This is a genomic window from Streptomyces crystallinus (assembly GCF_039521265.1).
Taxonomy (GTDB): domain Bacteria; phylum Actinomycetota; class Actinomycetes; order Streptomycetales; family Streptomycetaceae; genus Streptomyces; species Streptomyces crystallinus.
In genome coordinates this window covers 165,532-189,301 of sequence record NZ_BAAACA010000064.1, presented here as the reverse complement: position 1 = coordinate 189,301, position 23,770 = coordinate 165,532, and the positions used below count along the sequence as shown (strand labels likewise).

The 23,770-nt window shown below is 73.9% G+C and carries 19 protein-coding genes; 4 read left to right on the top strand and 15 right to left on the bottom strand.

Annotated elements, in window-relative coordinates:
* Window positions 1-36 precede the first annotated feature (36 nt).
* The 3 genes from ABD236_RS33480 to ABD236_RS33470 all read right to left on the bottom strand — a co-directional run bounded on the left by ABD236_RS33480 (window position 37) and on the right by ABD236_RS33470 (window position 3,345).
* Window positions 37-756: a GbsR/MarR family transcriptional regulator gene (locus ABD236_RS33480; RefSeq protein ID WP_344080954.1), complete on the bottom strand. Its 720-nt coding sequence runs from the start codon at window positions 754-756 to the stop codon at window positions 37-39.
* 495 nt (window positions 757-1,251) lie between these two features.
* Window positions 1,252-2,640: a PAS domain-containing protein gene (locus ABD236_RS33475; RefSeq protein ID WP_344080951.1), complete on the bottom strand. Its 1,389-nt coding sequence runs from the start codon at window positions 2,638-2,640 to the stop codon at window positions 1,252-1,254.
* 174 nt (window positions 2,641-2,814) lie between these two features.
* On the bottom strand, window positions 2,815-3,345 hold the full coding sequence (locus tag ABD236_RS33470; protein ID WP_344081034.1) for a GNAT family N-acetyltransferase: 531 nt from the start codon (window positions 3,343-3,345) through the stop codon (window positions 2,815-2,817).
* A 10-nt stretch (window positions 3,346-3,355) separates the two neighbouring features.
* On the opposite strand from ABD236_RS33470, the gene ABD236_RS33465 reads away from it, so the two are divergent.
* Window positions 3,356-3,730 carry a VOC family protein gene (locus ABD236_RS33465; RefSeq protein ID WP_344080948.1) on the top strand — a complete coding sequence of 125 codons (375 nt, stop codon included), beginning with the start codon at window positions 3,356-3,358 and terminating at the stop codon, window positions 3,728-3,730.
* 258 nt (window positions 3,731-3,988) lie between these two features.
* On the opposite strand, the gene pdxH is transcribed toward ABD236_RS33465, so the two are convergent.
* Window positions 3,989-4,615 carry a pyridoxamine 5'-phosphate oxidase gene (gene pdxH / locus ABD236_RS33460; RefSeq protein ID WP_344081027.1) on the bottom strand — a complete coding sequence of 209 codons (627 nt, stop codon included), beginning with the start codon at window positions 4,613-4,615 and terminating at the stop codon, window positions 3,989-3,991.
* Window positions 4,616-4,931: 316 nt separating this feature from the next.
* Here pdxH and ABD236_RS33455 point away from each other — a divergent pair, with 316 nt between their 5' ends.
* A complete protein-coding gene (locus ABD236_RS33455) occupies window positions 4,932-6,032 on the top strand; it encodes a citrate synthase 2 (RefSeq protein ID WP_344080945.1) in 1,101 nt (366 codons plus the stop codon).
* Between the two features lie 218 nt (window positions 6,033-6,250).
* Window positions 6,251-6,511 (top strand): hypothetical protein, encoded by a 261-nt coding sequence (locus ABD236_RS33450; RefSeq protein ID WP_344080942.1) that lies wholly within the window; start codon window positions 6,251-6,253, stop codon window positions 6,509-6,511.
* A gap of 119 nt (window positions 6,512-6,630) precedes the next feature.
* Here the strand turns inward: ABD236_RS33450 and ABD236_RS33445 are convergent, their stop codons facing one another.
* The 10 genes from ABD236_RS33445 to ABD236_RS33400 form a co-directional block, all read right to left on the bottom strand.
* Window positions 6,631-7,227, bottom strand: a complete 597-nt coding sequence (locus tag ABD236_RS33445) for a TetR/AcrR family transcriptional regulator (protein WP_344080939.1) — start codon at window positions 7,225-7,227, stop codon at window positions 6,631-6,633.
* Window positions 7,215-7,949 (bottom strand): enoyl-CoA hydratase family protein, encoded by a 735-nt coding sequence (locus ABD236_RS33440; protein WP_344080936.1) that lies wholly within the window; start codon window positions 7,947-7,949, stop codon window positions 7,215-7,217. Before ABD236_RS33440 ends, ABD236_RS33445 begins: the two co-directional genes overlap by 13 nt.
* A complete protein-coding gene (locus ABD236_RS33435; RefSeq protein WP_344080933.1) occupies window positions 7,946-9,538 on the bottom strand; it encodes an AMP-binding protein in 1,593 nt (530 codons plus the stop codon). Before ABD236_RS33435 ends, ABD236_RS33440 begins: the two co-directional genes overlap by 4 nt.
* Before the next feature lie 20 nt (window positions 9,539-9,558).
* Window positions 9,559-10,710, bottom strand: coding sequence for an acyl-CoA dehydrogenase family protein (locus ABD236_RS33430; protein ID WP_344080930.1), 1,152 nt, complete (start codon window positions 10,708-10,710; stop codon window positions 9,559-9,561).
* Window positions 10,707-12,617, bottom strand: a complete 1,911-nt coding sequence (locus ABD236_RS33425; protein ID WP_344080926.1) for an acetyl/propionyl/methylcrotonyl-CoA carboxylase subunit alpha — start codon at window positions 12,615-12,617, stop codon at window positions 10,707-10,709. The genes ABD236_RS33430 and ABD236_RS33425 overlap by 4 nt, the downstream gene beginning before the upstream one ends.
* Window positions 12,618-12,624: 7 nt before the next feature.
* A complete protein-coding gene (locus ABD236_RS33420; protein ID WP_344080921.1) occupies window positions 12,625-14,226 on the bottom strand; it encodes an acyl-CoA carboxylase subunit beta in 1,602 nt (533 codons plus the stop codon).
* Window positions 14,223-15,908 (bottom strand): acyclic terpene utilization AtuA family protein, encoded by a 1,686-nt coding sequence (locus tag ABD236_RS33415; protein WP_344080918.1) that lies wholly within the window; start codon window positions 15,906-15,908, stop codon window positions 14,223-14,225. The genes ABD236_RS33420 and ABD236_RS33415 overlap by 4 nt, the downstream gene beginning before the upstream one ends.
* Window positions 15,908-16,705, bottom strand: a complete 798-nt coding sequence (locus tag ABD236_RS33410) for a TIGR03084 family metal-binding protein (RefSeq protein ID WP_344080915.1) — start codon at window positions 16,703-16,705, stop codon at window positions 15,908-15,910. Before ABD236_RS33410 ends, ABD236_RS33415 begins: the two co-directional genes overlap by 1 nt.
* Before the next feature lie 627 nt (window positions 16,706-17,332).
* The gene (locus tag ABD236_RS33405) at window positions 17,333-18,262 is read right to left on the bottom strand and encodes an EamA family transporter (RefSeq protein ID WP_344080912.1); all 930 of its coding nucleotides are present in this window, start codon (window positions 18,260-18,262) and stop codon (window positions 17,333-17,335) included.
* A gap of 169 nt (window positions 18,263-18,431) precedes the next feature.
* Complete coding sequence (locus tag ABD236_RS33400; protein ID WP_344080909.1) at window positions 18,432-21,254, bottom strand: FAD-binding and (Fe-S)-binding domain-containing protein; 2,823 nt, start codon at window positions 21,252-21,254, stop codon at window positions 18,432-18,434.
* Between the two features lie 109 nt (window positions 21,255-21,363).
* Between ABD236_RS33400 and serC the strand changes: the two genes are divergently transcribed.
* Entirely contained in the window at window positions 21,364-22,482 is a 1,119-nt protein-coding gene (gene serC / locus ABD236_RS33395; RefSeq protein ID WP_344080906.1) for a phosphoserine transaminase, read from the top strand.
* Window positions 22,483-22,754: 272 nt separating this feature from the next.
* Here the strand turns inward: serC and ABD236_RS33390 are convergent, their stop codons facing one another.
* A complete protein-coding gene (locus ABD236_RS33390; protein ID WP_344080903.1) occupies window positions 22,755-23,741 on the bottom strand; it encodes a WD40 repeat domain-containing protein in 987 nt (328 codons plus the stop codon).
* Between the last annotated feature and the right edge of the window lie 29 nt (window positions 23,742-23,770).

The following is a 23,770-nucleotide window of genomic DNA, read 5'->3' as shown; positions in this document are numbered from 1 at the left end:
GTACCCGGGAGCGGGTACCCGGGGCGCGCCGCGCCCCTAGGGGGACTCCGGCTTCGTATAGAGGATCTCTCTCGCCTGCTCCGCGGCCCGGGTGATGCTGTCGCCCACGAAGTCCACGAAGCGGGCGATGTTCTCCAGGCGGGCGGCGGCCGGGGTGTCGCGGCCGAGCACCTGGACGCCCTCGCGCGCGGTCTGCGCGAGCAGGGCGTGGGACCGGGCGGCGCCGATCATCGACTGGTACCAGACGTCGTCGTCGACGACGTACCGCTCCCGGCGGCCCTCGCCGGGCTCTCGCCGTACGAGGCCCTGACCGGCCAGGAACGTGATCGCCTTGGAGATGGAGGCGGGGCTGACCTGGAGGCGGCGTACGAGCTCGGACGCGGTGAGGCTGCCGGTGTCGGAGGTGTAGAGGCAGGTCAGCACCCCCGCCATCATCCGGGGCAGACCGGACTGCATGAGGAGGGTGGTGAACGCCTCCTCGTACGCCCGTACGGCCTCGGGGTCGCGCCCGTGCGCCTGCGGGGGCGTCCGCGGGGTCCGGGGGGCAGGCTGGCGGCGGCGGTGGGCGCGGTGTTCGGTGGCGCGGTGGGCCTGGTCGGCGCGGTAGGCGGCGGGGCCGCCGTTACGGGTCACCTCGCGGGTGACGGTGGAGGTGGGGCGGCCCAGGCGCCGGGCGATCTCGGCGTACGCGAGGTCGTCGGCGAGCCCGAGGGCGATCTGCCGCCGCTCCTGCTGGGTGAGCCTGCCGCCGGGCATGGGGCCGCCTTCTTCTTGACTACGGGGGGCGGGGCTCACCGTAGCGTTCACGACGAGGCGATTGCAACGGCTACGGGGCTGTCTGCGGGTGTGTGGCCAGTTGCTCGCGCAGTTCCCCGCGCCCCTGATCGGCCCGGTCCTCGTCTGCGGCTGAGTGGTGGGTTGCTCGCGCAGTTCCCCGCGCCCCTAAACCCTCTTTCATCTGCGGACCGTGGCCGCTTCTCGCGCAGTTCCCCGCGCCCCTAAACCCGTTCCTGTCTGCGGGTCGTGGTCGCTTCTCGCGCAGTTCCCCGCGCCCCTGGGGGGTGCGCCGCAGTCGGCGAAGCCCGCTCAGCCACGGATCTTTTAGGGGCGCGGGGAACTGCGCGAGCAACCGGCCACCGGTCCGCAGACAAACACGCAGCCGGGAACAGGGCCGCAGGCCCGTTCCTCCAGGGGCGCGGGGAACTGCGCGAGCAGCCGGGGCGAGAGAACCCCCACCCACCCCCGGAGGGTTTAGGGAACGGGTGGGGTGGGGGAAAGCGCTCGGGCCAGATCCAGCGCCGCCGCAACCCGCCCCCCCACACTCTCCGCGAACACCGCGTCGGACCGCTCGAACGCCGGACGCCCCGCACCGCGCAGAAACGTGAGAACCCCCAGCGTCCGCCCCCGGCTCCGCAGCACCGTGCACAGCGCGTGCCGAGCCTCCGGCGGCCACTGCCGGTCCTGCGCCCACCCCTGTGCCCCACTCGCCCGCACCGACCCGATCCGGTCGACCGCCTGGAGCGCGGGGTGACCGGGCGCGTACCGCACGGGGATCCCGCCGCCCGCCACGGGCGCGACCGGCCCGGGCGTCCCGGCCGGCGACGCCGCCGTACGCACCAGGCGCTCGCCCACCGCCACATCCAGCAGCGCGTGCTCCGCGAACCCGGCGAGCGCGAAGTCGAGGTAGACCAGCACCGCCTCGTCCGGGTCCTCGCACTCCGCGGCCGTCCGCGCCGCCCGGTACAGCTGGTTCCAGCGGAACCGCAGCCGGTCCGCGTCCTGTTCGGCCAGCTTCGCGTCGGTGACGTCCTGGAAGAGCCAGGCGACGCCGAGCGGCACCGGCTCCTCGGCCAGCGGCGAGGCCAGCCGCAGGAAGCCGCTGCGCCAGCAGCGCCGCCGCTCGCCCTCGGCGGTGCGCAACGTCACCCACAGCTCGGCGGGCGAGGTGGGCGCGCCCTCCGCCAGTACGTGGTGGAGCGCGCCCTCCAGCTCCTCCACGCCCCGCACGATCAGCTCGCCCAGCGGGCGCCCGAGCAGCGTGGTGCGCCCGGTGCCGAGCGCCCGCGCCGCGTACGCGTTGACGACCGTGGGCCGCAGGTCCACGTCCACCAGCACGACGCCCCAGGACCCGTCCTCGAAGAGCGCCTCGCTGAGCGCGATCGACCGCTCCAGGTCGATCTGCGCGTGCACCTCGCTGAACGCGCAGTACACGCCCGCCGGTTTGCCGTCCGCGCCCCGCACCCCGGCCGACTGGGTCCGTACGAGAACGCGCCCGCCGTCCTTCTTCAGCAGCGCGAACTCGTGCACCTGGCGGCCCGGCGCGTCCATCGCCGCCATCAGCCGGCCCTGCACCTCGCCCGCGTCGGCGGCCCGTACCGCCCACCCGGCGAAGCCCTGGCGGCCGACGGCCTCCTCGGCGCTCCAGCCGAGGATCCGCTCGGCCTCGCGGTTCCAGTGCGTGACCGCGCCGCCCGCGTCGAACGCGCACAGCGCGGCGTCCATGCCGTCGAGCAGCGCCGCGAGCAGATCGCCGCCGTGCTCGGGCTCGGGCACCGGCACACCGCCGGGGACGTCGTCGTGGCCCCCGTCCGGCTCGTCGGGACCGAGGGCGTTGGTGGTCTCACTCCGGGAAGCACTCATCCTGGCACCCCCTGCAGGACGTGTCGTCGCGTCACACCGACGCACCGACCCTCGTCGGATCATTCAACTGGAACGTGACGCATCCCACAGCGACTTCGCCGAAATCGGCCGGGCGGAGGGATCGTTTTGGGACGCCGGGGCGGGCGCGGACGGCTCGCGCCGCCTCCCCCGCTCTCAGCCGGTGAGCTCCGCGCGCCAGCGCACCTCGCCGTCCTGCCACACGTCGGTCGGGGTGAGCCCGGCGGCGCGCGCGACGGCGGCGGACGCGGTGTGATCGGGGTGGATGTGCGCGACGACGCGGCGCACCCCGCGCGCGGCGAGTCCCGCGACGAGCAGCCGCGCGGCCTCCCGGGCGAGCCCCCGGCCCTGCCAGGGCGTCCCCACCACCCAGGCGACCTCCGCCGTGGCGCCGGTGACAGTGGCCTGGACCGTACCCACCGCCCGGTGGTCTCCGCGCAGTCGGATGACCCAGTTGAGCCAGTGCACCGCCGGGTCGGGCGACCCGGCCGCCAGCCGCGCGTACCGCGCCCGCAGCCCTTCGGCGGTGTCCGGGGCGCCGCCGATGAATCGGTGCAGCGCGGGGTCGCCGAGCACCTCGGCCATCTCCTCGGCGTGCGCGGCCCGCAGCGGCTCCAGCTCGACCCGCGCGCCCGACAGCGCCCACGCGCGCGTAAACGCCTTTCCCGCCCCGCCGTCTTCGAACATAGTGACGCCCATGAGCTCACTTGTACGTCATACGACGTTCGACTGCACCGACGCCTACACGCTGGCCACCTTCTGGGCGGCGGCCCTCGACGGGAAGGTCTCCGACGAGGACTCCCCCGGCGACCCGGAGGCCCTGGTCACCTCGGAGGGCGCCACGCTCCTGTTCGTGACGGTCCCCGACGCCAAGTCCGTGAAGAACCGCGTCCACCTCGACCTCCAGCCCCAGGACCGCACCCGCGACGAGGAGGTGGACCGCCTGCGCACCCTCGGCGCCACCCTCGTGGGCGACCACCGCCTCCCGGACGGCCGCGGCTGGGTCACCCTCGCGGACCCGGAGGGGAACGAGTTCTGCGTCGAGCGGTCGGCCGGGGAACGCGCCGAATAATTCGGTTGTCGCGTCCCGCGCGACTTCCTAATGTGTGGTGCACACGAGAAGGGAGGTGGTTCGGCAGATGTATGGATACCGGACGCGTGAGGTGACTGCGGGCTAGCGCCTGCCAGTCGCACACTTTGTGTGGTGCCGGCTCGTCGCCGGCCGAAATTCCCAGCAGTCACCGACCCGCAGGCTCGCCGGTACGTCCGGCCGGCTCCTCTTCGGAGGAACCCGAGCCCGCGGGTTTCTGCGTGCCGGGGGGCGGGGCGCTCAGGGCGCCAGTCGCTCCACCCGCCAGGACTCCGGGCTCGCGGGCACATAGCGCAGCCGGTCGTGCAGCCGGTTCTCGTGACCCTGCCAGAACTCCACCGCCTGGGGGACGATCCGGAAGCCGCCCCACTCCGGCGGCAGCGGGACCTCGGTGCCCTCGGGGTAGCGGGCCACCAGCTCCTCGTAACGGCTCGTCAGCTCCGTGCGGGAGGCGATCGGGGCGGACTGGGGGCTCGCCCAGGCGCCCAGCTGCGAGCCGTGCGGGCGGGTGCGGAAGTACGCCTCGGTCTCCTCGCGCGGGACGCGTGCGGCGGTGCCCGTGACGATGACCTGGCGGGAGATCTGGTGCCAGGGGAAGAGCAGCGAGAGCCGTGGGTTCGCGGCCAGTTCGCGGGCCTTGCGGGAGGCGTAGTTGGTGTAGAAGACGAAGCCCCGGTCGTCGTAGGCCTTCAGCAGGACCGTGCGCGTCGAGGGGCTGCCGTCGGGCGTCGCGGTGGCGACGACCATCGCGTTCGGCTCGTGCAGTCCGGCGGTGACGGCCTCCTTGAACCAGCGCGCGAACTGGGCCATGGGGGTGGCGGCGAGGTCCGCCTCGTCCAGGAGCGTGGTGCGGTACTGGCGGCGCATGGCGGCGGGGTCGTGATCGGTCACGGCGTCATCCTGCCGCAGCCGGGCACGGGCGCGCCCGGGGCCCCCGAATGGCACGGCGTGTCAGTTTTCCCGGCACGGAGGGTCGCCAACCCTCTGCGCGGCAAATGGGGCAGTGTGCCGGATGTCACGCTTCCCCGCACCCGTCGAACCCGCCAAACTCTGCGCTGGGCCACTGTGGCCCCCCTACGACCCGGTGGGTGACTTTCCACCGCACGGGGCATCACGGGGGAAGGGGCGCCCCCCTGCCCGACCCATCCCGCAGCTGTCGACACGCATCACGAGGAGCCGCCTGATGTCCGACTTCGTACCCGGACTTGAAGGAGTCGTCGCGTTCGAGACGGAGATCGCCGAACCCGACAAGGAAGGCGGCGCTCTTCGGTACCGAGGCGTCGACATCGAGGATCTCGTCGGCCATGTGTCGTTCGGGAACGTCTGGGGGCTGCTCGTCGACGGCGCCTTCAACCCCGGCCTGCCGCCCGCCGAGCCGTTCCCCATCCCCGTGCACTCCGGGGACATCCGCGTCGACGTGCAGTCCGCGCTCGCGATGCTCGCGCCCGTCTGGGGCCTGAAGCCGCTGCTCGACATCGACGAGCGGACCGCCCGCGACGACCTGGCCCGCGCCGCCGTCATGGCCCTGTCCTACGTCGCCCAGTCGGCGCGCGGCCAGGGGCTGCCGATGGTGCCGCAGCGCGAGATCGACAAGGCCGAGTCGGTGGTCGAGCGCTTCATGATCCGCTGGCGCGGCGAGCCGGACCCCAAGCACGTCAAGGCCGTCGACGCGTACTGGACCTCGGCCGCCGAGCACGGCATGAACGCCTCGACGTTCACCGCCCGCGTCATCGCCTCCACCGGCGCCGACGTCGCCGCCGCGCTTTCCGGCGCGGTGGGCGCGATGTCGGGCCCGCTGCACGGCGGCGCCCCCTCCCGTGTCCTCGGCATGATCGAGGAGATCGAGCGGACCGGCGACGCCACGGCGTACGTGAAGAAGGCGCTGGACAAGGGCGAGCGCCTGATGGGCTTCGGCCACCGCGTCTACCGCGCCGAGGACCCGCGCGCGCGGGTGCTGCGCCGTACCGCCAAGGAGCTGGCGGCGCCGCGCTTCGAGGTCGCCGAGGCGCTGGAGAAGGCCGCGCTGGAGGAGCTGCACGCGCGGCGCCCCGACCGCGTCCTCGCCACCAACGTGGAGTTCTGGGCGGCGATCATGCTGGACTTCGCGGAGGTCCCGGCGCACATGTTCACGTCGATGTTCACCTGTGCCCGTACGGCGGGGTGGTCGGCGCACATCCTGGAGCAGAAGCGGACGGGGCGTCTGGTGCGGCCGTCCGCCCGGTACATCGGGCCGGGTCCGCGCGACCCGCGCGAGGTGGAGGGGTACGAGGGGATTCGGGGCTAGCCCTCTCGTACGTCTAGGTCTGCGTGTGCGTGTGCGTGTGCGTGTACGTGTGGCGTCGTTCCCTCGTGCGGGGGCGGCGCCACACGTGTGTCCGGGGCCGGACGTGTGGCTGGGGCCGGTGGAAACCCACTTGATCAACTCTTGGCTTGATTCGATAGGGTTTTCGCGTACCAACCCCCCACAACGGGCCTTTCCGGTCCGGGATTTGGAGTGTCTCCATGCGTCGTACTGTCACCAGTGTGCTGGCCGCCGCGCTGCTCGCGGGCGGTCTCGCCGTGACCGTCGCGCCCACCGCGCAGGCCGGTGTCATCATCTGCAAGCCGGCGGAGCTGCGTCAGGAGGCGGCGAAGCTGGACCGCAAGGCGGAGGAGCTTCGGCACCTGGGTGAGCGCGAGGCGGCTGCTCGGGCGCACCAGAAGGCGGACGCCCTGCGCAAGCAGGCGAAGGCCTGTGAGGACTCGGACCGTCGCGCGTCCTAGTTGTCGTCTGCGGGTCGTGGTGGGCTGGTCGCGCAGTTCCCCGCGCCCCTAGGGGGTCGGGGCCGAGGTGGGCGTCAGCCTGCCCCGGCCCCGGCTTCTGCCCGCCCGGCTCCCAGCCGTCACCCCGGCCCCAGTGCCCCGTCCACCAGTTCCGCCCACTGGGACACCACCCGGCGGCGCCTTGCGCCGTCGTCCGTCAGGAGGTTGGCCAGGCCCAGGCCGCGGGCCATGTCCAGGAGGCCCTGGACTGTTTCCCGGACTCCGGGGACCGACTCGTCCGCGCCCAGGAGCGTCACCGCGATGCGGTGCGACTCGCGGCCCACGCGGGCCTCCAGCTCCCTTACGCGCGCGTGCAGTTGGGGCTCGTTGGCCGCGGCCACCCACAGGTGCAGGGCCGCCCGGAACAGGGGGCCCGTGTAGAGGTCGACGAGGCTGGCGACCACGGTGTGGCGGTCGGTGGGGCCCAGGGCGCGCAGGGCCGAGGAGCGCTCCTCGGCCACGTACTCGACGGCCGCCGTGAACAGGTCCTCCCGAGTGGGGAAGTGGTGCTGGGCCGCGCCGCGCGAGACACCGGCCCGCTCCGCGACGACCGACACCGTCGAGCCCGCCCAGCCGTGTTCGGCCAGACAGGCCACCGCGGCCTCCAGGAGGCGCTGCCGGGTCGCCCGGCTGCGGTCCTGCTTGGGGCTCTTGGCGGCAGAAGTCAGCACACCCATACGGGATCCCGTCGTTCCAGGAACGCGGTGACGCCCTCCTTCGCCTCGGCCGAGGCGAACAGGGCTGCCGAACGCGCGCTCAGGTCTTCCGTCCAGCGGTCGAACGTCTCCACCACGGTAGCCGTGACCAGCGCCTTCGACGCGGCCAGCCCCTGCGGGGAGGCCCGGCGCAGCCCGTCGAGGACGGGGGCGAGGGCCGTGTCCACGTCGTCGGCCGCCTCGGTGAGCAGCCCGGCCCGTGCCGCCTCCGCCGCCCCGAACCGCTCCCCCGTGAGGTAGTAGCGCCCGGCGGCGCGCGGGTCCATCCGGGGCAGCAGCGGCATGGAGATCACCGCCGGGGCGAGCCCGAGGCGGGACTCGGTGAAGGCGTACGAGGAGTCCGGGCCGGCCACCGCGATGTCGCAGGCCCCGAGCAGCCCGAGCCCGCCGGCCCGGACGTGTCCGGTGACCCGGGCCACCACGGGCTTGGGCAGCTCGACCACGGCCCGCAGCAGGGCGACGAAGGCGCCCGGGTCGGCCGGGGACCTGAGGTCGGCGCCCGCGCAGAACGTGGTGCCGGTGTGGGTGAGCAGGACCGCCCGGACGCCCTGGTCCCCGGCGCAGCGCGCCAGCGCCTCGCCCAGCTCGCCGACGAGCCCCGCCGACAGGGCGTTGCGGTTGGCGGGCGAGTCCAGGCAGAGCGTGCGCACGCCCCTGTCCTGCGACTGCTTCACGTAGCTCATGCGCTGCCCTTCTGCCGTTCCCTCAGTTCGCGCCGCAGGATCTTGCCGGTGGCCGCGCGCGGCACCCCGGCGATGAACTCCACCCTGCGGATCTTCTTGTACGGGGCGACGCGCCCGGCCACGTACGCCATGACGTCCTCGGCGGTGAGGTCCCCGGCGCCCGCCGCCCGTACGACGTGGGCGCAGGGCACCTCGGTGCCGTCCTCGTCGTACACGCCGGTCACCGCCGCGTCCGCGATGCCGCCGTGGGTGAGCAGCAGCGCCTCCAGCTCGGCGGGGGCGACCTGGAAGCCCTTGTACTTGATGAGCTCCTTGACCCGGTCGACGACGAAGAGCCAGCCGTCGGCGTCCACGCGGCCGACGTCGCCGGTGCGCACCCAGCCGTCCGCGTCGATCATCTCGGCGGTGGCCTCGGGGCGGCCCAGATAGCCCTTCATGACCTGCGGGCCCCGGATGGCGATCTCGCCCCGCTCGCCCGGGGCCGCGTCACGGCCGGGGTCGTCGAGGTCGAGCAGGCGCATCTCGGTGCCGGGCAGCAGCTTGCCGACGGTGCCGGGCGGCGGGCCGGCCGCGGACAGCGGGACGACGTGGGTGCCGGGCGAGAGCTCGGTCATCCCGTACGCCTGGCGCACCGGTGGCACCTTGAGGCGGGCCGAGCAGGCCGCGGCGAGAGCGGCGTCCAGCGGGGCGGCGGCGCTGACCACGTACTCGACCGAGGACAGGTCGTACTGCGCGACCGCCGGGTGCTTGGCGAGGGCCAGCACGATCGGCGGGGCCACGTACAGGCCGGTGACGCGGTGGCGCTCGATGGTGGCGAGGAACTGGTCGAGGTCGAAGCGCGGCAGCACCACGACGGTGGCGCCGTGCCTGAGCGGGGCGTTGAGCAGCGCGGTGAGCCCGTAGATGTGGAAGAAGGGCAGCACCGCGAGGATGCGGTCGCCGGGCTTCATGGGGACGAGCGGGGCGAGCTGGGCGAGGTTGGTGGCGATGGAGCGGTGGGTGAGCATGACGCCCTTGGGGACGCCGGTGGTGCCCGAGGAGTAGGGCAGCGCGGCCACGTCCTCGCCGGGGTCGAACTCCACGGCGGGCTCGGGCGCGGTGGAGGCGAACATGTCGAGGACCGAGCGGTGGCCCTCGGCCCGGTCGCAGACGAAGATCTCCGCTATGCAGCCGCTGAGTTCGGCCGCCCGCCGGGCCGTCTCCAGCAGGGGTGCGACGGTGACGACGAACCGCGCCGAGGAGTCGGCGATCTGTTTGGCGAACTCCTCGGCGGTGGCGAGCGGATGGACGGTGGTCACCGACGCGCCGGCGCGTGTGGCTCCGTAGAACACGGCGGGAAACAGCACCGAGTTGGGGCTGTGCAGGGCGAGGACGTCACCCTTGCGCAGCCCCGCGTCGGCGAGCGCGGCGGCGACCCGGCGGTGCTGGACGTCGAGCAGGGCGTACGAGACGGAGGTGGCGCCCGTCGGGTCCGAGCCGTCGACCAGCGCGGTGGCGGCGCCGTGGCGGGGCACCGCGTGCCCCAGGACCGCCTGGTGGATGGGCTCGTCGACGACGGGGACCGCCGGGTACTCGCTGTGGAAGACCATGGAGGCACGTCCTAGTACGGCTAGTACGACTTGGGAAGCCCCAGCGTCTGATGCGAGACATAGTTGAGGATCATCTCGCGGCTGACCGGCGCGATCCGGGCCACCCGCGCCGCCGTGATCAGCGCGGCGAGGCCGTACTCCCGGGTGAGGCCGTTGCCACCGAGGGTGTGCACGGCCTGGTCGACGGCCTTGACGCAGGCCTCGGCGGCGGCGTACTTGGCCATGTTGGCGGCCTCGCCCGCGCCCGTGTCGTCGCCCGCGTCGTAGAGCGCCGCCGCCTTCTGCATCATCAGCCGGGCCAGCTCCAGCTCGATGTGCGCCTGGGCCAGCGGGTGGGCGATGGCCTGGTGGGCGCCGATGGGCGCCTTCCACACCTGTCGCTCGCTCGCGTACGAGACCGCCCGGGCCAGCGCGTAGCGGCCCATGCCGATCGCGAAGGCGGCCGTCATGATCCGCTCGGGGTTGAGTCCGGCGAAGAGCTGGAGCAGCCCGGCGTCCTCGTCGCCGACCAGCGACTCGGCGGGCAGCCGCACCTCGTCGAGGACCAGCTCGAACTGCTTCTCCTGCGCCTGGAGTTCCATGTCGATCCGCGAGCGGGCGAAGCCCGGGGTGTCGCGGGGGACGATGAACAGGCACGGTTTGAGGCTGCCGGTGCGGGCGTCCTCGGTGCGGCCGACGATCAGGGTGGCGTCGGCGATGTCCACGCCGGAGATGAACACCTTGCGGCCGGTGAGGATCCAGCCGCCGCCCTCCTCGTCGCGCCGGGCGGTGGTGGTGATGCGGTGCGAGTTGGAGCCCGCGTCGGGCTCGGTGATGCCGAACGCCATGGTCTTCGAGCCGTCCGCGAGCCCCGGCAGCCAGGCGCGCTTCTGCTCCTCGGTGCCGAAGCGGGCGATGACCGTGCCGCAGATCGCGGGCGAGACGACCATCATCAGCAGCGGGCATCCGGCGGCGCCCAGCTCCTCCAGGACGATGGAGAGCTCGGCCATGCCGCCGCCCCCGCCGCCGTACTCCTCGGGCAGGTTCACGCCCAGATAGCCGAGCTTGGCGGCCTCGGCCCACAGCACCTCGCGGTCGTGCCCCCGCCCGTGCCGCTGCCCGAGCGCCGCCACCGCGGCCCGCAGGTCCTTGAGTTCCTGGCTCTCCATGGTGCTGCTGCGTGCTCCGGTCATGACGGCTGGTCCTCCTGGGCTTCGGGTGCGTCCTGTACGACGGCGAGCAGGGCGCCCACCTCGACCTGGCGGCCGGGGTCGGCGTGGAGCGCGGTGAGCGTGCCGGAGGCGGGGGCGGTGATGGGGTGGGTCATCTTCATCGCCTCCAGCCAGATCAGCGGCTGGCCCGCGGTGACCCGCGCCCCTTCGGCGAGGCCGTCCGCGACCCGGACGACCACGCCCGGCATGGGTGCGAGCAGCGACCCGGGGGCGATCAGCTCGCTGGGGTCGGTGAAGCGGGGGTGTGCGGTGAGCGTGTACGAGCCGGTGGCGGTGTCGACGTACACCTGGTCGCCGTGGCGCGCGACGAGGAAGTCCCGCGCCACACCGTCCACTTCGAGCCGTACGCGATCGGGTGCGCACGCTTGCAGGCGTACGTCCGGGAAGTCCTCGGCCAGCAGACCCCGCCGGGTGAGGCGGTAGCGGATCTCGTGGTCGCCGTAGCGCTTGGTCTGCGGCTGGGAGGGCAGGTTGCGCCAGCCGCCGCCGAAGCGCGAGGCGCGGGCCGCCGCGTCCGCGAGGGCGGCGGCGAGGGCCGCGTGCGCCTCTGCGGGGTGCGGCTCGGTGAGGGCGCCCAGGTGCCGGTCGTAGAAGCCGGTGTCGAGGCGGCCGGAGGTGAAGTCCGGGTGGCGCAGGGAGCGTACGAGCAGGTCGCGGTTGGTCTTGGGGCCGTGCACCCGGGCCAGCTCCAGCGCGCGGGCGAGCCCGCGGACGGCGGCGGCGCGGGTGGGGGCGTGGACGACGGCCTTGGCGAGCATGGCGTCGTAGTGGACGCCGACGGTGTCGCCGTCGCCGTAGCCCCGGTCCAGGCGGACGCCGGGCACGTCGAGCCGGTGCAGCACGCCGGTCTGCGGGGTCCAGCCGCCCGCCGGGTCCTCGGCGTACAGGCGTGCCTCGACGGCGTGCCCGCGGGGCTCGGGCGGCTCGGCGGGCAGCGCCGTGCCCTCGGCGACCTGGAGCTGCAAGGCGACCAGGTCGACCCCGAACACGGCCTCGGTGACGGGGTGTTCGACCTGGAGGCGGGTGTTCATCTCCAGGAAGTACGCCCGGCCCTCGCCGTCGACAAGGAACTCGACCGTGCCCGCGCCCCGGTAGGAGACGGCCCGGGCGGCGGCGACGGCGGCCGTGCGCAGCCTGGTGCGCAGGCTCTCGGGCAGCCCGGGCGCCGGGGCCTCCTCGATGACCTTCTGGTGGCGGCGCTGGAGCGAGCAGTCGCGGGTGCCGAGCGCCCAGACCGTGCCGTGCGCGTCGGCCATGATCTGCACCTCGACATGGCGCCCGCGCTCCACATACGGCTCGGCGAACACCTCGCCGTCCCCGAAAGCGGACCTGGCCTCGGCGGAGGCGGCCGCCACCTCCTCCTCCAGAACCTTGAGTTCGCGTACGACCCGCATGCCGCGTCCGCCGCCGCCCGCCGCCGCCTTGAGGAGCAGCGGCAGATCGGCGTCGGTGGCCCGCGCCGGGTCCACGGGGGCGAGCAGCGGCACTCCGGCCGCCGCCATCAGCTGCTTGGCGCGGGTCTTGGAGGCCATCGCCTCGATCGCGGCGGGCGGCGGCCCGATCCAGGTCAGTCCGGCGTCGATCACCGCCTGCGCGAAGCCGGCGCTCTCGGAGAGGAAGCCGTACCCCGGGTGCACGGCGTCCGCGCCCGCCGCGAGGGCGGCCTTCACGATCAGCTCGCCGCGCAGATACGTCTCGGCGGGCGCGGCCCCCGGCAGCCGCACGGCCGCGTCCGCCTCCTGGACGTACGGCAGCGGCGCGTCCGGGTCCGAGTGCACGGCGACCGTGGATATTCCCAGGTCACGGCAGGTGCGAAAGACCCGGGAGGCTATCTCGGCCCGGTTGGCGACAAGAACGGACTGGATCATCAGCGCCTCACATCCTGAAGATGCCGAAGCCGCCGCGCGCGCCTTCGACCGGGGCCGTGTGGATCGCGGACAGACAGATGCCCAGGACCGTGCGGGTGTCGCGGGGGTCGATGACGCCGTCGTCGTACAGCCGCCCGGACAGGAACACCGGCAGGGACTCGGCCTCGATCTGCTGCTCGACCATGGCCCGCAGTCCGGCGTCCGCCTCCTCGTCGTACGGCATGCCCTTGGCCAGCGCCGAGGCGCGCGCGACGATCGAGAGGACGCCCGCGAGCTGCTGCGGCCCCATCACGGCGGACTTGGCGCTGGGCCAGGCGAACAGGAAGCGGGGGTCGTAGGCGCGCCCGCACATGCCGTAGTGCCCGGCGCCGTAACTCGCCCCCATCAGCACCGACAGATGGGGCACCCGGGAGTTGCTGACCGCGTTGATCATCATGGCGCCGTGTTTGATGATCCCGCCCTGTTCGTACTCCCTGCCGACCATGTAGCCGGTGGTGTTGTGCAGGAAGAGCAGCGGGATGTCGCGCTGGTTGGCGAGCTGGATGAACTGGGCGGCCTTCTGCGACTCGGCGGAGAACAGCACGCCCTGGGCGTTGGCGAGGATGCCGACCGGGTAGCCGTGCAGCCGCGCCCAGCCGGTGACCAGGCTCGTCCCGTAGAGCGGCTTGAACTCGTCGAAGTCGGAGCCGTCGACGAGCCGGGCGATCACCTCGCGCGGGTCGAAGGGCGTCTTGAGGTCGCCGGGCACGATCCCGAGCAGCTCGTCCTCGTCGTACTTGGGCGGCTCGTAGCCGATCGCCGGATCCGGGTGCGCCTTGCGGTGGTTGAGGCGGGCGACGATGCGCCGGGCCTGGCGCAGGGCGTCGTGCTCGTCCACCGCGTAGTGGTCGGCGAGACCGGAGGTGCGGGCGTGCATCTCGGCGCCGCCCAGCGACTCGTCGTCGCTCTCCTCGCCGGTGGCCATCCTCACCAGCGGCGGCCCGCCGAGGAACACCTTCGACCGCTCCTTGATCATGACGGTGTGGTCGGACATCCCGGGGACGTACGCGCCACCGGCGGTCGAGTTGCCGAACACCACCGCGATGGTGGGGATCCCGGCGGCGGAGAGCCGGGTGATGTCGCGGAAGAGCGCCCCGCCCGGGATGAAGATCTCCTTCTGCGAGGGCAGATCGGCGCCGCCGGACTCGACGAGGCTGATGCAGGGCAGCCGGTTGGCGTACGCGATCTCGTTGGCCCGCAGCGCCTTCTTCAGGGTCCATGGGTTGGAGGCGCCGCCGCGTACGGTCGGGTCGTTCGCGGTGATCAGGCACTCCACGCCCTCGACGACCCCGATCCCGGTGACCATCGAGGCGCCGACGGGATAGTCGCTCCCCCAGGCCGCCAGCGGCGACAGCTCCAGGAACGGCGTGTCCGGGTCGACCAGCAGCTCGATGCGCTCGCGGGCGAGCAGCTTGCCCCGCTTGCGATGGCGTTCGGTGTACTTGGCACCGCCGCCCGCGAGCGCCTTGGCGTGCTCGGCGTCCAGCTCGGCCAGCTTGGCGAGCATGGCCTCGCGGTGGGCGGCGTACTCGGCGTCCGCGGTGTCGAGCGCGGTGGGCAGGAGGGTCACAGCAGTACCTCCGGGATGTCCAGGTGGCGCGAGCGCAGCCACTCGCCGAGCGCCTTGGCCTGCGGGTCGAAACGCGCCTGCGAGGCGACGCCCTCGCCGAGGAGGCCGTGGAGGGTGAAGTTGAGGGCGCGCAGATTCGGTAAGACGTGCCGCTCGATGGCCAACCCGGCGCATTCGGGCAGCAGTTGACGCACCTTCTCGGTGGTGAGGGTGTGGGCGAGCCAAGCCCAGGCGTCGTCGGTGCGCGCCCAGACGCCGACGTTGGCGTCCCCGCCCTTGTCCCCGCTGCGGGCACCGGCGACGAGGCCGAGGGGGGCGCGGCGGGTGGGGCCACCGGGTGGCGGGGCCGGTGGCAGGGGCGGCTCCTCGGCGGGCTCGAGGAGCCGCGTCCGTACGGGGTGGGGCACCGCCTTCCGTACGCCGTCCGGCAGCACGGCCACCTGCGCGACCTCGGCGGCCGGGATGTGGTCCGCCTCGAACACCCCGTACGGCGTGCCCTTCGCGGGTGGGGCCGTGACGTGGAAGCCCGGGTAGCTGGCGAGGGCGAGCTCGACGGCGGCGCCGCTGACGGTACGGCCGACGGCGTCCGGGTCCGCGTCGCGGACGACGAGCCGCAGGAGGGCGCTGGCGGTCTCCTCGGTGTCGGCGTCGGCCCGGTCGGTGCGGGCGAACTCCCACTTCACGTGCCGGGGGCGGGACTCGGCGCGCCCGAGGGCGTCCTCCACCTGCTCGCGGACGAGGGCGGCCTTGGCGTCGATGTCGAGCCCGGTGAGCACGAAGACGACTTCGTTGCGCCAGCCGCCGACGCGGGTGCGGCCGACTTTGAGGGTCGGGGGCGGGGCTTCGCCGCGCACTCCGCTGATGAGCACGCGGTCCGGGCCTTCGTGGGCGAGCCGTACGGTGTCGAGCCGGGCGGTGACGTCGGGCCCGGCGTACCGGGCGCCGCCGGTCTCGTAGAGAAGCTGGGCGGTGACGGACCCGACGTCGACGACGCCGCCCGTACCGGGGTGCTTGCTGATGACACTGCTGCCGTCGGCGCGGATCTCGGCGAGGGGGAAGCCGGGGCGGCGGACGTCGTGGTCGCGGAAGAAGGAGTAGTTGCCGCCGGTGGCCTGGGTGCCGCACTCCAGGACGTGCCCGGCGACGACGGCTCCGGCGAGGGCGTCGTACTCCTCGGGCCCCCACCCGTGCCACCAGGCGGCCGGGCCGGTGACCAGGGCCGCGTCCGTCACCCGCCCGGTGACGACGACGTCGGCGCCGGCCGCGAGGCAGGCGGTGATGCCGGCGCCGCCGAGGTAGGCGTTGGCGGTGAGGGCGCCGGGGGGAAGGGGGAGGGCGTCGCCCTCGACGATGGCCACGCGCGCGGGCACGCCGACGCGGACGGCCAGCTCCCTGACGGCGTCGGCGAGCCCGGCGGGGTTGAGCCCCCCGGCGTTGGCGACGATCTTGACCCCGCGTTCACCGGCGAGCGCCAGACACTCCTCCAGCTGCCGCAGGAAGGTCTTGGCGTAGCCGAGGCGGGCGTCCTTGAGGCGGTCGCGGCCGAGGATGAGCATGGTGAGCTCGGCGAGGTAGTCCCCGGTGAGGACGTCGAGGGGGCCGCCGGTGAGCATCTCGCGCATGGCGTCGAAGCGGTCGCCGTAGAACCCGGAGGCGTTGCCGACGCGCAGGGGACGGCGCATCAGGCCCCCTTGGGCGTACGTCCGGGTCCTGCCGGGCCCGCGAAGGCCTGCGCGATGTCGAGCCAGCGGTCGGCGTCGGGGCCCTCGGCGCGGACGGCGGTGTCGGAGCGGTGGATGCGCTGGGTGACGAGGAGGCAGAAGTCGAGGGCGGGGCCGGTGACGCGCTGGGGGGCGGTGTCGGGGCCGTACGTCCAGGTGTCCTGTCCGTCCGGGCTGGTCAGCTCCACCCGGAACTCCTGCTCGGGCGCGGCGAGCCCGCGCACGGCGAAGGCGAAGTCCCGGGCGCGGACGCCGATGCGGGCGACGTGGCGCAGCCGGTCGGTGGGCTCGCGGGTGCGGCCGAGGGCGTCCCACACGTCCTGGCCGTGGGCCCAGGTCTCCATGAGGCGGCCGGTGGCCATGGAGGCGGTGGACATGGGCGGGCCGTACCAGGGGAAGCGGGCGCCTCGGGGGGCGGTGGTCAGGGCGTCTTGCAGCCGCGCGCGCCCGTCCCGCCACCGGCGCAGCAACTCGTCGGCCGGGAGCCGGGCCCCCTCCTCGGCCCCCTCGTCGACGAAGGTGTCCGGGGCGGCGGCGGCCTTCTCGACCTCGGCGGCGAAGGTGTCGGGGTCGGTGACGGCGAGGAGGGCGGCGCGGTCGGTCCAGGCGAGGTGGGCGATCTGGTGGGCGATGCTCCACCCCTCGGCGGCGGTGCCTCTGCGCCACTGCGCCGCGTCCAACGCACCGACGAGCCCGTCGAGTTCGTCGCCTTCGTCACGCAGATCGTCGAGCACGGCGGTGGTCGTCGCGTCGGGCACGGGCGGGTCCCTTCGGGGCGGGGTGGGATGCGGGTGCGTGCCCGGGAGCATGACACCAACCCCCAAAACAAGCAAGCGTGCTTGCATTGTTTTTGGCCGGACCTTTGTCTGCGACTGAGCGGCGGGTTGCCCGCGCCCCTTTTTGGCCCGGTGTTCGTCTGCGGGTGTGTGGCGGGTTGCTCGCGCAGTTCCCCGCGCCCCTAGGTAGTCCGGTCGCTCGCGGCGTTCCCCGCGCCCCTGACCCCGTTCTTGTCTGCGGGTCGTGGACGGCTGGTCGCGCAGTTCCCCGCGCCCCTAGGGGGTTGGGATCAGCCGAGGAACCCAGCTCAGCCACAGGCCTTTAGGGGCGCGGGGAACTGCGCGAGAAGCGGCCACGACCCGCAGACGAAAACGGATCCCGGGGACACGGGAACCGCCCGCGCGAACGGACTGCCCAGGGGCGCGGGCACCCCGCGGAGGGGGCGTACTACCTAGGGGCGCGGGGAACTGCGCGAGCAACCCGCCACGGCCCGCAGCCGAAAGCGAATCTCGGGGCCACGGGGACCGCCCGAGCGAACGGACTGCCTAGGGGCGCGGGGAACTGCGCGGCCAGCCCACCACTCCGCCGCAGACAAAGGCCGGGCCCACTCAGCGTCGCACCGCCCCCACGCTCGCCCCGATCACCAGCCCGATCCCCACCGCGTCCACCACCGAGAGGGCCTGGTGGAGGATCAGGAAGCCCGCCGTCGCCGCGATGGCCGGTTCCAGGCTCATCAGGATCGCGAACGTGGACGCGGGAAGGCGGCGCAGGGCCAGGAGTTCCAGGGTGTACGGGAGGACGGAGGAGAGCAGGGCGACCGCCACGCCCAGGGCGACCGTCGACGGCACCAGCAGCTTCCCGCCCGACTGCACGGCGCCCAGCGGCAGCGACAGGACCGCCGCCACCGCCATCGCCAGCGCCAGGCCGTCCGCCTGCGGGAAGCGGCGGCCCGTACGGGCGCTGAACAGGATGTACACCGCCCAGCACGCTCCCGCCCCCACCGCGAACCCCGCCCCGACGAGGTCCAGCGCCCCGAACCCCCCGCCGCCGCCCAGCAGCGCCACACCGGCCAGCGCCAGCCCGGCCCAGACGACGTTGACCAGGCGGCGCGACGCCAGGACCGAGAGGGTGAGGGGGCCCAGGACCTCCAGGGTCACCGCCGTGCCGAGCGGGATGCGGTCGACCGCCTGGTAGAAGAGGCCGTTCATCCCCGCCATCGCGGCGCCGAAGGCGACGACCGTGCCCCAGTCCGCCCGCCGGTAGCCCCGCACCCTGGGGCGGCAGAGGACCAGCAGGACCACGGCCGCCGCCGCCAGACGCAGGGTCACGACTCCCGCCGCCCCCGCCCTCGGCATCAGCATCACCGCCACCGCCGAGCCGAACTGCACGGATATGCCCGCGGAGATCACCAGCGCGACGGGGGCCAGCGCCGCTCCCCGCCCCCGGGCCCCTCGGAGCCCGCCCGCCGCCTCCGGCGTGGCGACGGTCGCCGCCGCCGTGGCGGTCGGCTCTGCTGCGGCGGCGTGCTGAGTGGTCACCGGGGTTCCCTTGCTGGAGTACGCGTAAGACTCGGGCGGGTGGGCGGACAGTTCATTTCATTGAACTTGGGTGAATAAAATAGTGCACCATGCACCCCAGCCCGGTCCAGCCTTTTCGGCCCGTGACGGAACCTCGCCCTCCATCCAATGTAAGCGGTGCCGCCGCCCCCTACCCCTCACCACCCAGCCCGTCCGCCAGCACCTGCGCCAGATGCCGGGCCCGCCGCCCCGCCAGCTGCTCCAGTTGCGTACGGCAGGAGAAGCCGTCCGCCAGGACCTCCGTGCCGGGCGCGGCCGCGCGTACCGCCGGGAGCAGTTCGTCCTCCGCGCAGGCCACCGACACCTCCCAGTGGCCCCGCTCGAAGCCGAAGTTCCCGGCCAGACCGCAGCAGCCGCCGCTCAGCTCCCCCGTCAGCCCGGCCCGCTCCCGCAGCCGGCGCTCGGCCGCGTCCCCGAGCACCGCGTGCTGGTGGCAGTGCGTCTGCCCGACCACCGGCCGCCCCAGGTACGGCGGAGTCCAGTCCGGCGCGCCCTCCTCCAGCGCCTGCGCGAACGTACGTACCGAGGCCGCCAGCCGCGCCGCCCTCGGGTCGTCCGGCAGCAGCTCCGGCAGATCGGTCCGCAGCGCCGCCGCGCAGCTCGGTTCGAGCACGACGACCGGCAGGCCCCGCTCCAGCAGCGGCTCCATCGCGTCAAGCGTGCGGCGCAGGGTCGCGCGGGCGCGGGCGAGCTGGCCGGTCGAGACGTACGTCAGACCGCAGCACACCCGCCCCTCGGGCACCACGGTCCCCACCCCGGCCGCCTCGAGGACGCGTACCGCCGCCAGCCCCACCTCCGGCGAGAAGTGGTCGGTGAAGGTGTCCGGCCACAGGACGGCCGCCACGGGGAGCTCCCCCGCCGGGCGCCCGCTCAGCCGCCGCCGCAGCGTCCGGGGCGCCGGCACCGGCAGGCTCCGCTCCGGCGCGATCCCCGCCAGCCGTTTCACGACGGACGTCAGCGGGCGAAGGCGGGCCGCCGCGTTCAGGCCCCGCGCCCACGGCGCCGCCAGCCGCAGCCAGCGGGGCAGCCACCCCATGGCGTAGTGGGACGGCGGGCGCAGCCGGCCCGCGTAGTGGTGGTGCAGGAACTCCGCCTTGTACGTGGCCATGTCCACCCCGACCGGGCAGTCGCTGCGGCAGCCCTTGCAGGACAGACAGAGATCCAGCGCGTCGCGCACCTCGGGCGAGCGCCAGCCGCCGGTGACGACCTCGCCCGCCAGCATCTCGTGCAGCAGCCGCGCCCGGCCCCGCGTCGAGTGCGCCTCCTCGCCGGTGGCCCGGAAGGACGGGCACATCACCCCTGGCGAGGGCGACGCGGTACGGCACTTGGCCACCCCCACACACCGCCGCACCGCCGCCGCGAAGTCCCCGCCGTCCTCCCGGTAGCCGAACTCCACCTCCACCGGCCGCCTCGGCAGCACCGCGAACCGCAGGTTCTCGTCCAGCCGGGCCGGACGGGCCAGGATCTCGGGGTTGAGCAGCCCCGCCGGGTCCCACACGTCCTTGAAACGCCCGAAGAGGCCGACCAGTTCGGCCCCGTACATCGTCGCCAGCAGCTCCGCCCGCGCCTGGCCGTCGCCGTGCTCGCCGGAGAGCGAACCTCCGTGCGCGGCCACCAGGCCGGCCAGCTCCTCGGAGAAGCGGCGAAAGCGCGCCACGCCCGCCGCGCTCATGAGGTCGAAGTCGATCCGGACGTGGACACAGCCGTCGCCGAAGTGCCCGTACGGGGTGCCGCGCAGGCCGTGCTCCTTCAGCAGCGCGCGGAAGTCGCGCAGATACGGGCCGAGGCGCGCGGGCGGCACCGCGCAGTCCTCCCAGCCGGGCCACGCCTCGCTGCCGTCCGGCATCCGCGTCGCCGTCCCGGCCGCGTCCTCGCGTACCCGCCACAGCGCCCGCTGCCCGGCCGGGTCGGTGACCACGGCCGCGTCCAGCGGCTCCGCCGCCCGCACCAGCTCCCGGGCCCGGGCCAGCGCCTCGGCCGGGGTCGCGCCGCCCGTCTCCACGAAGAGCCAGGCGCCGCCGCGCGGCAGCCAGGCCGCGCCGCGCACCAGGTCGGCGGCCATCCCCTCGACGGTGAGCGGCCCGTACGGCAGCAGCGCGGGCGCGGCCTCGGCCGCCGCGCTCTCGTCCGGGTACCCGAGCACGGCGAGCGCCCGCGCCCCCGGCAGCTCCACCAGCCGTACGGTCGCCTCGGTCAGCACGCCGAGCGTGCCCTCGCCGCCGCAGAAGGCGCGCGCCAGGTCCGTGCCGCGCTCGGGCAGCAGCGCGTCCATGGCGTAGCCGGAGATCCGGCGCGGCAGGTCCTGCGGGTAGCCGGTGCGCAGCGCGGCGAGGTTGCGGTCCACGAAGCCGCGCAGCCCCGCCGGGGCGCCGCCCCAGCCGCGCCCGAGCCGCAGCGCCTCGCCCGCGCCGCTCACCACCGCCAGCTCGTGGACGTTGTCGGCGGTCGTCCCGTACGCCACCGAGTGCGCGCCGCAGGCGTTGTTGCCGATCATCCCGCCCAGCGTGCAGCGGCTGTGCGTCGACGGATCGGGCCCGAAGGTCAGCCCGTACGGCCGGACCGCCTCGCGCAGCACGTCCAGGACGAGACCCGGCTGGACCACCGCCGTACGCGCCCCGGCGTCCACCGAGAGCAGCGCCCGCATGTGCCGGGTGAAGTCGAGGACGACGCCGGTGCCGGTGGCCTGGCCCGCGATCGAGGTCCCGCCGCCGCGCGGCACCACCGGCACGCCGTGCTCCCGGCAGACGGCGAGGACCGCCGCCACGTCCTCGGCGTCCCGGGGCGCGACCACCGCGTCCGGCACCCGCCGGTAGTTGGACGCGTCCATCGTCATCAGCGCCCGCGCGCCCGCCGAGAAGTCGGCCTCGCCGCGCACGGCCGCCCGCAGCTCCCGCCGCCACGCGTCCGAAGCCGCCGCCCGACCCGCCGTGCCCGTCCCACCCGTGTCGCCCATGGGGGACAGCCTGCCCGGCCCGGCCCCCGGCGGGTGTGACGGCCGCCGCGCGCGTCTCGCGGGGTGGACCGCAGCCGCGCGCTCCACGGCCTGCCGATACCCTGCGCTCGTGGCTGAGATCCAGATTCCCGCTGACATGAAGCCCGCCGACGGCCGTTTCGGCGCGGGCCCCTCCAAGGTGCGGACCCAGGCGCTGGACGCCCTGGCCGCCACCGGTAGCTCGCTGCTGGGCACCTCCCACCGGCAGGCCCCGGTCAAGAACCTGGTCGGCGAGGTCCGCCAGGGCGTACGGGACCTGTTCTCGCTGCCCGAGGGGTACGAGGTGATCCTGGGCAATGGCGGCTCGACCGCGTTCTGGGACGTCGCGACGCACGGGCTGATCGAGAACAAGTCGCAGCACCTGAACTTCGGCGAGTTCTCGTCCAAGTTCGCCAAGGCCGCGAAGCTGGCGCCGTGGCTCGCCGAGCCGTCCGTGATCGCCTCCGAGCCCGGTACGCACCCGGACCCGGCCGCCGAGGCGGGCGTCGACGTCTACGCGCTCACCCACAACGAGACCTCCACCGGTGTCGCCGCCCCCGTCAAGCGGGTCGCGGGCGCCGACGAGGGCGCGCTGGTCCTGGTCGACGCGACCTCGGGCGCGGGCGGCCTCCCGGTCGACATCGCCGAGAGCGACGTCTACTACTTCGCCCCGCAGAAGTCCTTCGCCTCCGACGGCGGCCTGTGGATCGCGGTGTTCTCCCCCGCCGCCCTGGAGCGCGCGGCGCGGATCCACTCCTCCGGCCGCCACATCCCGGAGTTCTTCAGCCTCCCGACGGCGATCGACAACTCGCTGAAGAACCAGACGTACAACACCCCGGCCCTCGCCACGCTCTTCCTGCTCAACGAGCAGCTGAAGTGGATCAACGGGCAGGGTGGTCTGGCGTGGTCGACCGGCCGTACGGCCGCGTCCGCCAAGGCGCTGTACGGCTGGGCCGAGGAGTCCAAGCACGCCAGCCCGTTCGTCACCGACGCGGCGAAGCGGTCGCAGGTGATCGGCACGATCGACTTCTCGGAAGAGGTGGACGCGGCGGCGGTGGCGAAGGTGCTGCGGGCGAACGGGATCGTGGACACGGAGCCGTACCGCAAGCTGGGCCGCAACCAGTTGCGCATCGCGATGTTCCCGGCGATCGACCCGGCGGACGTCGAGGCGCTGACGGCGTGTGTCGACTACGTGATCGAGCAACTGTGACATCCGGCGGCGACCCGGCCTTCGTCTGCGGCTGAGTGGCGGGTTGCTCGCGCAGTTCCCCGCGCCCCTAGGGGGTACGGCTCCTCCGGGAGGTTGCCGTGCCCCCCGACACCCTCGTTCGTCTGCGGACCTTGGCCGCTTCTCGCGCAGTTCCCCGCGCCCCTAAAAGCCTGTGGCTGAGCTCAGCACTCCGGCTGCGGCCGACTACCTAAGGGGCGCGGGGAACTGCGCGACCAGCCACCCACACACCCGCAGACAAAGACCGGGCCCGATCACCCCCGCCGAACGCGCCGTTTCAGCCCCACCCACGCGGCCCCCGCGCCCACCACCACCAGCGCCCCGTACACCAGGTTCCGGTTGTCGCCCCCGGAGTCCCCCGAGGCGCGGCTCGCAGGGCCGCCCGAGGGTGAACTCCCCCCGCCGGACGGCGACTTGTCCGCGCCCGCGACAGCGACCCGCCGCACCGGACTCCCCTCCCCCTCGCTCCCGAAGAGCAGCCCCTTCCCGTCCAGCGTGTACGTGACGGACTCCGCCTGCCGCATCAGCGGTGCCGAGACACCGTGCCGCGCCCCCAGCTTCCCGCCCTTCCAGTCGTACTCGGCCGCCCAGAAGTACCCCCGCAGCGCCAGCTTCGTACCGTCCGGGGAGAAGGCGCCGTCGGTGACCCACGGGACGTCGTCGATCCGCCGGAACACGTTCGTCCCGGCCGTGGAGAGGTGCTCCGGGCCCTCGTACAGCCCGCCGCCGCCCTCCTTCTTGGAGGCGATGTAGAGGCGGCCGGTCTTCGGGTGGACCATCATCGCCTCGGCGTTGCGCGGCCCGTCGGCGTACTTCACCACGTACTGCGTCGCCTTGACCGTCGCGTCCTTGAGCCGCTGGGGCTCGGGGAACTTGTAGATCCAGACGTTCTTCCAGGTGCCGCCGAGATTGTCCCCGATGTCCCCCACGTACACGTTCCCGTCCGAGCCGACCGAGATCGCTTCGACGTCACGCGGGCGGCCGACGCCGGTCATGGTGATCCGGGCGACGGTCTCGCCCGTCTTCGAGTCGATCGCGTAGACGTAGGGCCCGTCGTCGCTGTCGTTGTGCGTCCAGTAGATCCCCGGGTGGGCCCGGCTGGCGGCGAGACCGCTGGACTCCTTGATCCGGGGGTCCTTGATCGTGAAGTCGCCGTCGTCGGCGGCGGCCGCGGCCGCCCCCAGCACGACGAGCCCGGCGGCCGTGGCGGCGGACAGAACGGAACGCATCGGGAAACGCATGGGACCAAGTGTCCATCGTCACGTGGCAG

Excerpts from the sequence above, each read along its gene's own strand:
- ABD236_RS33480 (WP_344080954.1), bottom strand. The coding sequence starts at position 756 with ATGCCCGGCGGCAGGCTCACCCAGCAGGAGCGGCGGCAGATCGCCCTC.
- ABD236_RS33475 (WP_344080951.1), bottom strand. The coding sequence starts at position 2,640 with ATGAGTGCTTCCCGGAGTGAGACCACCAACGCCCTCGGTCCCGACGAG.
- ABD236_RS33470 (WP_344081034.1), bottom strand. The coding sequence starts at position 3,345 with ATGTTCGAAGACGGCGGGGCGGGAAAGGCGTTTACGCGCGCGTGGGCG.
- ABD236_RS33465 (WP_344080948.1), top strand. The coding sequence starts at position 3,356 with ATGAGCTCACTTGTACGTCATACGACGTTCGACTGCACCGACGCCTAC.
- pdxH (WP_344081027.1), bottom strand. The coding sequence starts at position 4,615 with ATGCGCCGCCAGTACCGCACCACGCTCCTGGACGAGGCGGACCTCGCC.
- ABD236_RS33455 (WP_344080945.1), top strand. The coding sequence starts at position 4,932 with ATGTCCGACTTCGTACCCGGACTTGAAGGAGTCGTCGCGTTCGAGACG.
- ABD236_RS33450 (WP_344080942.1), top strand. The coding sequence starts at position 6,251 with ATGCGTCGTACTGTCACCAGTGTGCTGGCCGCCGCGCTGCTCGCGGGC.
- ABD236_RS33445 (WP_344080939.1), bottom strand. The coding sequence starts at position 7,227 with ATGGGTGTGCTGACTTCTGCCGCCAAGAGCCCCAAGCAGGACCGCAGC.
- ABD236_RS33440 (WP_344080936.1), bottom strand. The coding sequence starts at position 7,949 with ATGAGCTACGTGAAGCAGTCGCAGGACAGGGGCGTGCGCACGCTCTGC.
- ABD236_RS33435 (WP_344080933.1), bottom strand. The coding sequence starts at position 9,538 with ATGGTCTTCCACAGCGAGTACCCGGCGGTCCCCGTCGTCGACGAGCCC.
- ABD236_RS33430 (WP_344080930.1), bottom strand. The coding sequence starts at position 10,710 with ATGACCGGAGCACGCAGCAGCACCATGGAGAGCCAGGAACTCAAGGAC.
- ABD236_RS33425 (WP_344080926.1), bottom strand. The coding sequence starts at position 12,617 with ATGATCCAGTCCGTTCTTGTCGCCAACCGGGCCGAGATAGCCTCCCGG.
- ABD236_RS33415 (WP_344080918.1), bottom strand. The coding sequence starts at position 15,908 with ATGCGCCGTCCCCTGCGCGTCGGCAACGCCTCCGGGTTCTACGGCGAC.
- ABD236_RS33400 (WP_344080909.1), bottom strand. The coding sequence starts at position 21,254 with ATGGGCGACACGGGTGGGACGGGCACGGCGGGTCGGGCGGCGGCTTCG.
- ABD236_RS33390 (WP_344080903.1), bottom strand. The coding sequence starts at position 23,741 with ATGCGTTTCCCGATGCGTTCCGTTCTGTCCGCCGCCACGGCCGCCGGG.